12 protein-coding genes are annotated in these 13903 nt (G+C 40.2%); 6 read left to right on the top strand and 6 right to left on the bottom strand.

Going from position 1 to position 13903, the window contains the following annotated elements; translation table 11 throughout:
• Positions 1–2: 2 nt before the first annotated feature.
• The 3 genes from EZ437_RS06950 to lpxK are packed head-to-tail and all read right to left on the bottom strand — an operon-like array spanning position 3 to position 3854.
• On the bottom strand, positions 3–2006 hold the full coding sequence (locus EZ437_RS06950) for a putative porin (RefSeq protein WP_131594527.1): 2004 nt from the start codon (positions 2004–2006) through the stop codon (positions 3–5).
• Entirely contained in the window at positions 2006–2821 is an 816-nt protein-coding gene (locus EZ437_RS06945; protein ID WP_131594525.1) for a purine-nucleoside phosphorylase, read from the bottom strand. Before EZ437_RS06945 ends, EZ437_RS06950 begins: the two co-directional genes overlap by 1 nt.
• Positions 2793–3854: a tetraacyldisaccharide 4'-kinase gene (lpxK, locus tag EZ437_RS06940; RefSeq protein WP_131594523.1), complete on the bottom strand. Its 1062-nt coding sequence runs from the start codon at positions 3852–3854 to the stop codon at positions 2793–2795. The genes EZ437_RS06945 and lpxK overlap by 29 nt, the downstream gene beginning before the upstream one ends.
• 101 nt (positions 3855–3955) lie before the next feature.
• Between lpxK and pruA the strand changes: the two genes are divergently transcribed.
• Positions 3956–5590, top strand: coding sequence for an L-glutamate gamma-semialdehyde dehydrogenase (gene pruA / locus EZ437_RS06935; protein WP_131594521.1), 1635 nt, complete (start codon positions 3956–3958; stop codon positions 5588–5590).
• Between the two features lie 56 nt (positions 5591–5646).
• Here the strand turns inward: pruA and EZ437_RS06930 are convergent, their stop codons facing one another.
• The 3 genes from EZ437_RS06930 to EZ437_RS06920 all read right to left on the bottom strand — a co-directional run bounded on the left by EZ437_RS06930 (position 5647) and on the right by EZ437_RS06920 (position 8347).
• Complete coding sequence (locus EZ437_RS06930; RefSeq protein WP_131594519.1) at positions 5647–6318, bottom strand: carbonic anhydrase; 672 nt, start codon at positions 6316–6318, stop codon at positions 5647–5649.
• 6 nt (positions 6319–6324) lie between these two features.
• Entirely contained in the window at positions 6325–7929 is a 1605-nt protein-coding gene (locus EZ437_RS06925; protein WP_131594517.1) for a SulP family inorganic anion transporter, read from the bottom strand.
• Positions 7930–8008: 79 nt separating this feature from the next.
• Positions 8009–8347 (bottom strand): hypothetical protein, encoded by a 339-nt coding sequence (locus tag EZ437_RS06920; protein WP_131594515.1) that lies wholly within the window; start codon positions 8345–8347, stop codon positions 8009–8011.
• 199 nt (positions 8348–8546) lie between these two features.
• Here EZ437_RS06920 and EZ437_RS06915 point away from each other — a divergent pair, with 199 nt between their 5' ends.
• From EZ437_RS06915 to EZ437_RS06895, 5 genes are all read left to right on the top strand, one after another.
• Positions 8547–9779, top strand: coding sequence for a porin (locus tag EZ437_RS06915; protein ID WP_131594513.1), 1233 nt, complete (start codon positions 8547–8549; stop codon positions 9777–9779).
• Between the two features lie 19 nt (positions 9780–9798).
• Positions 9799–11340, top strand: coding sequence for an acyl-CoA carboxylase subunit beta (locus EZ437_RS06910; protein ID WP_131594510.1), 1542 nt, complete (start codon positions 9799–9801; stop codon positions 11338–11340).
• 3 nt (positions 11341–11343) lie between these two features.
• The gene (locus EZ437_RS06905) at positions 11344–11769 is read left to right on the top strand and encodes a GNAT family N-acetyltransferase (protein WP_131594508.1); all 426 of its coding nucleotides are present in this window, start codon (positions 11344–11346) and stop codon (positions 11767–11769) included.
• Positions 11770–11855: 86 nt separating this feature from the next.
• Positions 11856–12968, top strand: coding sequence for a M42 family metallopeptidase (locus tag EZ437_RS06900; protein WP_131594506.1), 1113 nt, complete (start codon positions 11856–11858; stop codon positions 12966–12968).
• Positions 12969–13002: 34 nt separating this feature from the next.
• The gene (locus EZ437_RS06895) at positions 13003–13902 is read left to right on the top strand and encodes a nucleotidyltransferase family protein (RefSeq protein ID WP_131594504.1); all 900 of its coding nucleotides are present in this window, start codon (positions 13003–13005) and stop codon (positions 13900–13902) included.
• The last annotated feature ends 1 nt before the right edge of the window (position 13903 follow it).

The raw sequence follows: 13903 nt of genomic DNA, 5'->3' as shown, positions 1-13903 counted from the left end.
TACTAGTCGTAAAAATTCCAGCTTACCCCAAACTTAAAGAGCGACCGGTCTTGCATTGGGTACCTGTCTACTGTGTAATAGCCGTTTAGCGGATAGCCCTGGTTTACATAATCGCATTTCACAAAAATATTGGCCCTTCTCAAACTTGCCTTAAACCATACATCGATAATTGGTATGCTGGTAAACGTTTCTTCAGAACCTATGTAAAATTGTCCCGCTGCTACTGAGTAGCGGTACGCTTTGTATGGCGTATTGTACCGCACATCAAAACCAATATTAGCTCTGAGCACCTTAAAAAGGGTTTGATCTACATAAAAGCTGTTGAAGGTATAAACTTCCGGTGTTCTTAAAATGTTCTCATTGTCTGTTTTCTGATAGACAACATAAGTATCCAGTCTGAATTTACCATATGAAAACTTTTTGCCTAAAGTTATTTTGAACAGATTGATCGCCGCAGTAGACTGAGCTGGCTTAATCATGCTGGCACCAATTTCGCCTTGTTCAAAATAAAGGTACTTATCTATTAAAAAGTACTGAACCCCGGCATCCAGTTTAAGCTTGTCATTGAGATAGTTGAAAGAAAAATTAATGGTTTTGGTGCGTTCAAACTGCTTATTCACCCAGTCGAGGTGATTTCCGAAATACCTTTCATAGATCTCTTCAGGAGATTTGTTCTGGAAGTAGGCACCTAATACCACCCGCCCAACCGATTTACTCAACAACACATTGCTCTTGGCTTCATATAGGAAGTCTCCTATGTGCCTACCCTGAAAGATTTGCTGAAGATCCAGGTTCAAATCGATTCGGTTACTAAATCTGTATCCTGCAAACCCTAGTAAACTTACATTCTGGAAGGAAGAAGTATAATTATAGTAATTTGTTCCCTCCGGGTAAAGTACCCGCTGTGCGTAATTATAAAAGTCATGTCTGATCCCTGCATCTATTTTCAGCTCATTTTTAATGAGTGCACTGCCCTTTGAACGAAGAAAAAAGCTATAAATAAATTCGTTTTGTATTTGTTTGTAGCTGGTGCTGTCGTTGGTATATGTCTGCAGGGAGGCCCTGCCCAGGGATAAAATACTACGGTCGTCTGATGCATCCTGAAAGGCATAAGAATTGGTATTGTACTTAAAAGTGTAAGAGATCTTATTGGTAGGTAATATTTTCTTTGTGATCTCCTGCGCCAGGCTGTCTATGCGTCCCACAAAAAAAGTTTGTTTGAGCATTAGTGAGTTCTGACGGTAAATCCGCCTCGCATCGGACAAGCGTACTAATTCAGATTCTCTGGCTATATCGAGTGCATTAGCTGAAAAGATGGAATCATTTGTAGTAGATCCATTCTCCTGAGCCTTTAGCGTATTAAAGACGCCGCTGGCCCATAGGTTGTACCGTTTATTGGGACTTTGATACCAGGTAAACAGGGCCGCATTCAGGTGATCACCCCGCTGACGCCGGTATTCTCCATTTGCTCCTATCCTGTTGTAATTGGCCCCGAAATTCCAGTTCTTTTTAATGTTTTGAGAATGGACAACTTTAAAGACCTGTTCCTTTTCACCGGCATTAACATAGTAAAGGCTTGTAAATGGCGCCCTTGCCTGGTAGTACTTCACATCATCCTGTGTCATTGCATAATAGTCAAGGGTGTGGAATCCTGCGTCAAAGCCAATGGTCTTGACAGGCTCGAATAAAAGCGGCAAGGCAGACAGGCCCAGGTTGCCCAGGCCCTGGGTTGGATTTCGTGGTTGTATAAGTACACTGAAATTATGTATACCGGTCAATGAGGTATCAAGCTGTACAGTCTGTATGCTATCTTTTGTGAGCCGGAGTGTGGTATATCTGATATATTTTGAAGTGAAAATGACAGAATCTTTCCCCTCTTCTTCCTTTTTTCTTAAAGAATCCAGCTCTTTATTCTCATTAACCTTAGTCTTCAGATCCTGGGCAAACAATTCACCACTAACAAACATGGCAAGGCAAAAAACAAATAAGGCAATGTTTTTATACATTATATCGTCGAAATTAACTGGCTCAATATTTTAGTCATCTTAGGTTCTGCGGCTTTTGCAGTTTTCAGTATCTCTTCAAGGCTTACGGGCTGAAGCACTTCAGGAAAGCCTTCGTCTGTCAAAACCGAGATCGCAAATACGGGTATACTCATATGGTTGGCTACAATTACTTCGGGTACCGTACTCATTCCCACTGCATCGCCACCAATGATCCTAAGATAATTGTATTCTGCCTTAGTTTCAAGATTTGGTCCTGTTACGGCAATGTAAACGCCCTGATGGCAGGTAATGTTGTGCTCTTTGGCAATCTTTATTGCGCTATGGATAAGTTTTCTGTTGTAGGGCTGGCTCATGTCAGGAAACCTCGGGCCCATATCTGTATCATTGCTGCCACGCAACGGGCTTTCAGGCTGGAGGTTGATGTGGTCATTGATAACCATGAGATCACCCTTTTTAAATTCCGAATTGAGTGAGCCTGCTGCATTAGAGACAAAAAGGTGGGCTATACCGAGCACTTTCATGACCCGTATAGGAAAGGTAATCTGCTGCATGGAATACCCTTCATAATAATGAAGCCTGCCCTGCATGGCAACTACTTTTTTTCCGTTCAATTGGCCAAAGATTAATTTACCTGAGTGGAATTCCAGAGTTGAGATCGGGAAATTTGGGATATTGGCATACATCAGCTGATGTTCTATCTGAATATCATTGACCAGTCCCCCAAGGCCTGTACCCAGAACTATTCCGATTTCGGGAGCGTAATTATTTGTTTTACGCTTTATATATTCAACGGTTTCGTGTAGTGCTTGAAACATATTCTATGATCTTGTTGTCAAATGTAATTCTATCTTCGTCAGTTAACGCTATTTTGACCGGCAAATAATAGACTGGCAAATTTAACAGTAATTCCTTTAAAGTATTATCTAATAAACGCTGCGCATCCTTTTCTGTTGTTATGATGATTTTATCCTGCGATGGATTCTTGTTGAAAGCAGATACAAGCAGCGAAATATTCTGAACGCTAAATCGATAATGGTCAGGATAGTTATGATGAAATATAAGCTGAGTATACTGCTTTAGATAACTGACCAGTGGCAATGGATTGGCAATACCTGTAAGCAAAAATACGCTAGTGCAAACAGAGATAGAAGAACAGGATCTTTTTTCGGAAAGTGTAAGATGGACCAGGTCATGATAGGTAAGGTAGGAGAACGAAAGCCTGTTGGCTGAATCCGTGTCAAACTTTGCCGCACAAGCTGACCGCTGCATTTCTGTGATGCCCTGAGGGGCTTTGGTAACCAGTAAAGCCTGGGCACGGTGGTAACCACTAAATGACTCCCTCAGATTGCCTGCAGGCAGCAGGAACTGTGGATGCTGTAATTTCTGAAATTCAAATAACAGAATACTGAATCCGGGTTTTACACTCCTGTGCTGAAAGGCATCATCAAGGATGATCAGGTCATGTGTTTCTTTGAGCCGATTGATGCCTTTTACCCTGTCTTCGCACACTGCCACAGTAATGTTCGGAAATTTACGGTAAAACTGCATAGGCTCATCTCCTATAGTCATTGATGTAGCAGCCTGGTCTGCAACAATGTAACCCTTAGAATTACGTCCGTATCCCCTGCTAAGCACCGCTATCCGCTTTCCTGCTAATAAATTTATCAGATATTCTGTAACCGGACTCTTGCCGGAACCACCTACCACAAGATTTCCCACACATATCACCGGAAGGTCAAAGCTTGTTTGTTTAAATACTCCCGCATCATATAATTTATTTCTTATCAGGACTATTATTCCATATAGCACGGAAAAGGGGAGTAATAGCAGTCGTAGGTATCTAATCATGTGTCGACTCAAAAATAAGAATTATTACAGATCAATATATAAAGTATGGTAAGTTACAACCAAAAAAACAATTACCTTTGCACGAACTAATTTTTTATACGATGCTTAAAGGATTTTTTAACGTACCGGCTCCGGTAAATGAGCCAATTTTAGCTTACGCACCCGGTAGCAAAGAACGTGAACTTTTGAAGGCTGCACTAGCCGAAGCCCGCTCTGAACAGATTGACATACCAATGTATATTGGCGCTGAGAAAGTCCATACAGACAATAAGGGTAAAGTAACTCCGCCACATGATCACCAGCATATTTTAGGTCAATACAGTAAGGGTGAAAAGACGCATGTACAGCAGGCAATTGATGCTGCCCTTGCCGCTAAGGCAAATTGGGAAAATCTGGCCTGGGAACATCGTGCAGCTATCTTTCTTAAAGCTGCAGATTTAATAGCAGGGCCCTACCGCTATAAATTAAATGCGGCAACCATGCTGGGCCAGTCTAAAAATGCTTATCAGGCCGAAATTGATTCTGCCTGCGAATTGATAGACTTTCTGCGTTTTAATGTAAGCTACATGACTGAGATCTACAAGCAGCAGCCTCCTGTATCACCAAAAGGATCATGGAACAGGGTTGAGCAACGCCCGCTTGAGGGCTTTGTATTTGCTTTAACTCCTTTTAACTTTACTGCCATAGCCGGAAATCTTCCTACATCTGCTGCCATGATGGGCAACGTAGTGGTATGGAAACCTGCAAATACGCAGATTTTTGCTGCCAATGTATTGATGCAGATCTTTAAAGAAGCCGGACTGCCAGATGGTGTGATCAACCTGGTATATGTTTCCGGTCCTGATGCAGGTGATGTAATTTTTAGTCACCCTGATTTTGCGGGAATCCATTTTACAGGCTCTACCGGTGTTTTCCAGAATATCTGGAAAACAATTGGCAACAACATTCATAAATTTAAAACCTATCCGCGTATTGTTGGCGAGACAGGTGGTAAGGATTTCATTCTTGCACATAGCTCTGCGGATGCGGAAGTTTCGAGTACAGCAATCATACGTGGTGCTTTTGAATACCAGGGACAAAAATGTTCTGCTGCATCGCGTGTGTACATCGCAAAAAGTCTATGGCCTCAGGTAAAAGAATTTATGCTGCGTGACCTGGCTACTTTTAAAATGGGTGGTACGGAAGATTTCGGTAATTTTATCAATGCTGTTATTGATGAGAATTCTTTTGACAAGCTGGCATCTTATATAGATGAGGCTAAGAAAGACACTGCTGTAGAGGTCATTGCCGGTGGAAATTATGACAAGTCAAAAGGTTATTTTATTGAACCTACAGTACTTGTTGTACAAGATCCAATGTACACGACCATGTGCGAAGAGCTGTTTGGACCTGTGCTGACGATCTATGTTTATGATGATGCAGAATTTGACAAGATATTGGATATCGTTGATACCACTTCTATTTATGCACTGACTGGTGCTTTTATTGCACAGGACCGCTATGCAATTGAAAAAGCAACCCAAAGGCTAAGAAATGCCGCCGGTAATTTCTATATCAATGATAAATGTACCGGTGCTGTAGTTGGTCAGCAGCCTTTTGGTGGCGCCAGAGGTTCAGGTACAAATGATAAAGCCGGATCAATGATCAACTTGTTACGCTGGGTTTCGCCACGTACAATTAAGGAAACATTTGATCCGCCAAAGGATTATCGATATCCTTTTCTGGCAAATGATTAAACAAAAAACTCCCGGTATATAACCGGGAGTTTTTTGTTTAGCACCTTATCATTTAGCTACTTTCCTGCGTTCATTTTGAACACCGGCGACAGGTCATCGGCACTGGAAGCACTTACCTGCAGGTCTTTGATCAGTCCTGTTTGAAGACTGTAAGCCCATGCATGAACAGAAAGCTCCTGGCCACCAGCCCATGCATTTTGCACAATGGATGTACTCATCACGTTGGCAGCACCTTCAATTGCATTTAGCTCAACAAGACGGTTAGATTTCTTTACAGGGTCTTTAATGGTACTTAATTCACGTTCATGCATACGGATGACATCTTTGATATGCCTCAACCAGTTGTCAATTAATCCAACCTGTTTGTCGCCAAGTGCAGCATTTACCCCTCCGCAACCATAATGACCGCAAACAATGATGTGCTTTATCTTAAGTACATTGACTGAATAGTCCAATACACTCAATAGGTTCATATCTGTATGGGCAACGACATTGGCAATGTTCCTATGAACAAAGATATCGCCGGGCATGGTATTGGTAATCTGATTGGCCGGGACACGGCTATCTGAGCATCCGATCCATAATACCGGCGGAGCCTGTCCTGCTGATAATCTGTCAAAAAATCCAGGATCTTCATCAAGCGTTGCAGCAACCCAATCTTTATTTCCTTTTAATAAACCTTCGTATGTTATTTGATCTGTATGTTGTTTTTCTAATTTTGCGCACATAATATTTTAATTATTGATTTCTTCTATAGCTTTATTATTTAGTTTAGGTACTATGTATTGTTGTTGAATGTTCTCTAAACTAACAATAATACCTTTTGTATAAGCATTATGCTTATAATTAAATATAGTTTCCAGAACGTCCGGATCTATATATCTGGAATTAGTACCATCTATGATGACATTGGTTTCCTTTGGTATATTAGTAAGCAACACTTGTATGGATGCTTTATTAAGGAAGGAAACCTCCTCGGCAAGTTTGATCCGGATATGCTTTTTATCTCCCTCCTCTTGTACTTTGTAAAAGAATGGGTTGCGCATATTGGTACGCAGCAGATAGAATATTGAAAATAGCATACCAATTGCCACACCTTTTAAAAGGTCTGTAAGCAATACCGCAACAATGGTGATCACAAATGGGATAAATTGATCCCAGCCTTTGTGGTACATGTGCTTGAATAAAGCTATTCGTGTAAGTTTATAACCTGTTACCAATAGTATAGCAGCTAAACATGCCAAAGGTATCATATTTATCAGACCCGGAATAAATAACAAGGACAAAAGTAACCAGGTTCCGTGAAAGATGGCTGACATTTTTGTTCTTCCCCCTGAATTTACGTTTGCCGAACTCCGTACGATCACTGAAGTCATCGGTAATCCGCCCACCAAACCGCTAACTATATTACCTGCACCTTGTGCAACCAATTCTCTATTGGTAGGAGAAACCCGTTTGATAGGGTCAATTTTATCTATTGCTTCGATACTAAGCAAAGTTTCCAGACTGGCTACCACGGCAATTGTACCGGCAACTACCCAAACTTTACTATTGGTAATCTGCGAAAAATCTGGCAATGTAAACAGGCTAAAAAATTCACCAATTCCGTTTACGACAGGAATTTCTACCATATGTGACTGTGCCAGCGCATATTCTGTACCGCTAAATGCCAGGGCAAGAGCAACGCCCAAAACCACAACTAGCAGTGGGGCTGGGATCACACTAAGCTTTTTAAATTTCGGCCAGATTATAAGCACTGCAATTGACAAGGCGCTAATAACAATGGCAGCAACACCAAAATGACTAAAAGCATTGCTTATAGCAGAAAAAGTATTTTCATTATCTCCCTGTACAAAGCTCTCGTCACCAAAAAAATCAGAATCTACTCCTAAAGCATGAGGCAGCTGCTTAAGTATCAAAGTAAGACCAATAGCAGCCAGCATACCTTCTATCACGCTTGACGGAAAATAGTTTCCGATCATCCCTCCTTTTAATATACCTAGGATCAACTGGATGACTCCGGCAAGTACTACTGCCAGCAAAAATGTCTCGTAGTTACCGAGCGTGGTAATTGCTCCCAGGACGATCGCGGTAAGACCAGCGGCTGGTCCGCTTACACTAAGCTGAGAGCCACTTATACTGGCCACTACAATACCACCAATTACCCCGGTTATAAGACCTGCAAACAGCGGGGCTCCTGATGCAAGCGCAATACCCAAACAAAGTGGCAGTGCAACCAAAAACACCACTATACTAGCAGGGAGGTCACGCTTTAAATTCTTTTTTAATATATATTTTTTCACTTCCAATCTTGAAAAGACTGAGTTTCCACGTTGCATAAAACTATGTTTTAATGTTTTAACTAATTTTTAAAATTTGCATAATTTATCTCCTGAAAGATCATTATTATGCCTGAAATTAGCAACGGTTAGGGGGTGGTGTGGGAACTGAAGGATGAAACGGGTCAACATACCGCTTGGAATGGTCTATAAAACTATTGTTGAGGCCATACAAATCCAGCACCGATAACGGTGTATTGTTATACTGAAAATCAATTTTGTAATCACAAAGCTTCACTTTTGCTTTGCCCCCTTCACCGTCAGCACTGTGCTCTGCCTCAATCTGCATGATAACAGCATTCATGATCTGTTTATCAATATGGTTGAAAAATACAGGCGCGCCGGAAATTAGCATCTTTGCAAAGAAGATGCTCAAAAAGGCAATAACTATAGGAAGTCTGTATTTACTAACGAACATTTAATTTTCTCTGTAGTTTTATTATAATCACCAAAAATAAGTCCAAACATCCTTACAGAGCAACATAACTTGTAAAAAAAATGTAATTTAGTTGTTGCAACGAATACTTTAGCTTAAAAATTCTAAAAAACAACACCATAATATAGATACATCCTGCTTTTACTGTAATTTAGCGACCTTAAACACTTTTAGCTATTTCATGAAGAAAATTGTATCCCTCCTCCTATTTATGCTTCCGGTTTATGCCTTCTCTCAAAGCAATAATGCACCGTCATCTTATGATCCGCATGAAATAGCCATCACGGGTTACCTTCAAACTCAATATCAACGGGCCCAATCTGCAGGGATATTATCTTTTTCAGGAGGAGATTTTGGAAAGAATTCTGCTGATAGGTTTATGGTAAGAAGAGGCAGATTAAAAATAGATCGTGCTGATAAATATTCAAATATTGTTTTCCAGATTGATGCTACTCAAAATGGGGTTATGCTCATGGATGCTTTTATTCAATTGCATCAACCGGGCTCTAAAACTTTTCTGTTTACAGCAGGGTTGTTCAACCGCCCATTTGGGCATTCAATTGTCTATTCGTCCGGCTACAGGGATTTCCCTGAACGTGCACGGGTGTTTCAGACGCTAATGCCACGGGAACGTGATATTGGCGCTATGGTAAGCTATCATCCTTCAAATGCCTTCAAATTTATCACCGCTGAATTTGCAGTGCTGAATGGAAGTGGGTATAGTTCCAGAGATTACGATTCAAAAAAAGATATAGTAGGGAATCTGGCATTCAAATTTGACAGTTTAGCAAACAAAAAGTTTCATATCGGATTTGGCGGCTCCTTCTATAAAGGAACAGTGAGGAGTAATACGGAGACTTATTTTAGCAGTACGGCTAACGGATATTTAAAAAACACAAGTGCAGATCATATCAATTGGAATGCCGCACGCGACTACTATGGAGTGAATTTGCAACTTCAATATGACAATACTTTTGGTAAAACTTTATTAAAAACGGAATATGTAGCAGGGAAGCAGCCCGGGATAGGATCATCGGCTAGCATAGCGGGGCCTGCATCCAGCATGAGCTTTTCTTCTCAGCCAGAAACAGATCTCTATTTACGACAATTCAACGGATATTACGTATGGTTGACACAGCAGGTAGCCAAAACAGGCTTGACGGCCATGGTCTCCTATGATGTCTACGATCCGAACCAGGATATTAGCGAGATGGAAATTGGCAAAGAAAATAACACTACTGCGGGCGACATTAAGTTTAGCACTCTGGGATACGGAGTAAGTTATCTGATCGGACAAAGAATAAAGCTAACTGTCTATAATGAACATATAGTAAATGACGGCACAACACTGCCCAAATATATTAATGACCTTAAGGACGATGTATTTACCACCAGATTGCAATATCGTTGGTAATATTTAACCAAATGTTATCATGAAAGACAAAATAACCGTATTAAAGGATAAAATTGCCAGCGCACATCTGGGAGGTGGCCAGGCAAGAATAGATCATCAGCATAAAAAGGGAAAGCTAACTGCAAGAGAAAGGATCCACTTTTTAATGGATGAAAATTCATTTGAAGAAATTGGCATGTTGGTCACTCACCGAAGTACTGATTTTGACATGGAGCATGAAAAATATTATGGAGATGGCGTAGTAACCGGATATGGAAACATCAATGGCAGGCTTGTATATGTTTTTTCTCAGGATTTTACTGTATTTGGGGGTTCCCTTTCCGAAACTCATGCAGAGAAGATTTGCAAGATAATGGAAATGGCGATGAAAAACGGCGCGCCTGTTATTGGCTTAAATGACAGTGGTGGGGCACGTATACAGGAAGGTGTGGTGTCTTTAGGGGGATATGCCGACATATTTTACAGAAATGTTCAGGCATCGGGTGTTGTGCCACAACTTTCGGCAATAATGGGGCCATGTGCTGGTGGAGCAGTGTATTCTCCGGCGATAACAGATTTTATACTGATGGTAGAAAATACCTCATACATGTTCGTAACTGGCCCGAATGTAGTGAAGACTGTAACACATGAGGAAGTAACTTCCGAAGAACTGGGTGGTGCTTTTACGCATGCAACAAAATCGGGTGTGACTCATTTTGCCTGCTCAAACGAATTAGATGCCATTAATCATGTTAAACGGCTGCTAAGTTATATGCCTCAGAATTGTGAAGAGACACCTGCTATGCTGCCTTATACAATGGCAGATGAGCATCGGGCATCATTAAACTCCATTATGCCTGAAAATGCGAATCAGCCATATGACATAAGAGGCATAATTGCTGAGGTATCGGATAGCGACAGTTTTTTGGAAGTACATAAAGACTATGCTGAAAATATTGTTGTAGGTTTTGCACGTTTGGCAGGTCGCAGCATTGGGATTATCGCCAATCAACCGGCTTATTTAGCCGGTGTGCTGGACAATAACGCATCGGTTAAAGCGGCAAGGTTTGTTCGCTTTTGTGATTGTTTTAACATTCCCTTACTGGTTTTTGAAGATGTGCCTGGTTTTCTACCGGGTACTGATCAGGAATGGCATGGCATTATTACAAATGGGGCTAAACTATTGTATGCCTTTAGCGAGGCTACCGTGCCACGGATTACAGTAATCACCAGAAAAGCATATGGCGGAGCTTATGATGTGATGAATTCAAAACATATAGGAGCAGATCTAAATTATGCATGGCCGAGTGCAGAAATAGCTGTTATGGGGGCAAAAGGTGCTGCGGAGATCATCTTTAAAAAAGAAATAACCACGGCAGAGCATCCTCAGGAAAAATGGCTGGAAAAGGAGAAACTCTATTCCGACATCTTTGCTAATCCATATCGTGCGGCAGAAAGGGGCTTTGTAGATGAGGTTATAGAACCGTCTCAGACGAGATCGAAACTAATTAAAGCGTTTAAAATGCTAGAGAATAAAGTTGTCAATAGCCCACGTAAGAAACATGGGAACATTCCTTTGTAGATAATGGATGATATTCAGATAGAACAGATAAGATTTGAGCTAACCTGGAGGATTCGGCATGAAGTAATGCATCCCGATTTGCCTTTTGAAAATATTAAACTCAAAAATGACAAAGACGGTATCCATTTTGGTCTATATGCAAAAAATCAGCTTACTTCGGTCATTTCATTATTTGAAGTAAACAATATTTACCAGTTCAGGAAGTTTGCTACAATAAATGCTGCTCAGGGAAAAGGATACGGAACTAAGCTGCTTGAATATATTATCATGTATGTAAAAAAAACGAATGGTAAAAAATTATGGTGCAATGCACGCGTATCTGTTATTTCATTTTACAATAAATTTGGCTTTGAAGAAACACCTCAATACTTTATCCAGGATGACATTGATTTTGTGATCATGGAACTAAAAATTGACCCGGAAGATTGATTTAATTTATTTTTTGCAATATTTTAAAGTCATCCATGAATGCTTAAACACTTTTATCTAAGTTTACCACTGTTAAAAAATAAAAAATGGCAAAGAAAAAAGAAGATAAAAAAACCCATATTAACGTCGTTAATAAAAAATCCCTTCAATTTTTTGAAAAATACATAAACAATCCCTCTCCTACCGGATTTGAATATCCGGGCCAGAAGTTGTGGCTGGACTATTTGAAACCGTATATCGATGAAAGCTTTATAGACAGTTATGGCACGGCGGTGGGTGTAATTAATCCTAAGGCAGACTTTAAAGTGGTGATAGAAGCACATGCTGATGAAATCTCTTGGTTTGTGAATTACATTACATCAGACGGACTTATTTACGTAATCCGCAATGGTGGTTCGGATCATCAGATCGCTCCATCAAAAAGGGTCAATATACATACGGATAAAGGCCTTGTAAAGGCTGTTTTTGGTTGGCCAGCCATTCACACCAGAAGTGGAGAAAAAGAAGAAGCTCCATTGCTTAAAAACATTTTTCTGGACTGTGGATGTACTACGAAAGAAGAAGTGGAGAAATTAGGAATCCATGTTGGCTGTGTGATAACCTATGAAGATGAGTTTATGATACTCAACGACCGTTATTATGTAGGTCGTGCGTTAGATAACAGGGCTGGAGGTTTCATGATCGCGGAAGTTGCCAGATTGCTTAAGGAGAATAAAAAGAAGCTTCCCTTCGGGCTTTACATTGTTAATTCCGTCCAGGAAGAGATTGGTTTGCGGGGAGCTGAAATGATTGCACATAGAATTAAACCCAATGTAGCGATTGTTACAGATGTAACGCATGATACATCTACGCCAATGATATCCAAGATTACCCAGGGAGACCTCGCTTGTGGCAAAGGCCCTGTTGTTTCGTATGCACCCGCGGTTCAAACGAATCTCAACAGGCTATTGATCGAGACGGCTGAGAAGAATAACATTCCTTTTCAGCGTCAGGCGTCATCGAGGTCTACAGGGACTGATACGGATGCTTTTGCTTATTCTAATGGCGGAGTTCCTTCAGCTTTAATATCCCTGCCGTTACGTTATATGCACACAACTGTAGAAATGATTCATAAAGAAGATGTTGACAATGTAATTAGCCTGATATATCATTCTCTTCTGAATATTAAGAATGGACACGATTTTACTTATTCAAAATAACAACTTTTAAAAATCTAATTACTATTTTCGCTAGATGAAACCTACTTTATTAATATTAGCTGCTGGTATGGCAAGCCGTTATGGCAGCATGAAACAAATCGACGGGTTCGGCCCTAATGGAGAAACTATTATTGACTATTCAATTTATGATGCTATTAAGGCCGGATTTGGCAAAGTAGTATTCATTATTAAAGAAGAATTTGTTGAAAATTTTAAATCAATATTCGAACCAAAACTCAAGGGCAGAATTGAAACAGATTATGTATTTCAAAATTTCGACCTGAAGCAATTTGGTATTGAAGAAGAAATTTACCGTGAGAAACCTTGGGGAACAGCTCACGCAATTCTTTCTGGAAGAAAAGTAATTAACGAACCATTTTGTGTTATTAATGCCGATGATTATTATGGATTTGATGCATTTAAGAAAATGGTTGATTTCTTAAATAACGAAGCTGACGACAGTAATTATTCTATTGTTGGCTATCAGATTGGAAAAACACTATCTGATTTTGGCTCCGTTTCCCGTGGTGTTTGTAAAACGAGTGATGCAGGTTATCTGGAAGAAATTACAGAACGCACACAAGTTTATAAAAAAGGAGATGGCATTGTTTATGAAGAAAATGGCACTGAGTATCCTTTGAGTTTTGACACGCCGGTATCAATGAACTTCTGGGGATTTACTCCTGCAGTTTTCAAACTTACCGAAGATCTTTTTAAAGTATTTGCCTTGGAAAATAAAGAAAAGCCAAAAGCAGAATTCTTTATACCTTTAATTGGAGAAAACCTGGTTAGAACTAACAAAGCTAATTTTAAAGTGATCCCAACAGACAATCAATGGTTTGGTGTAACTTACAAGGAAGATAAACCTTTTGTACAAAATAGTATAGACCAGCTTGTAAAAGATGGAACTTATCCAGAGAATCTTTGGAACTAAC

This window comes from Pedobacter psychroterrae (assembly GCF_004331695.1).
GTDB classification, from domain to species: domain Bacteria; phylum Bacteroidota; class Bacteroidia; order Sphingobacteriales; family Sphingobacteriaceae; genus Pedobacter; species Pedobacter psychroterrae.
This window is presented reverse-complemented; position numbering and strand designations above follow the sequence as displayed.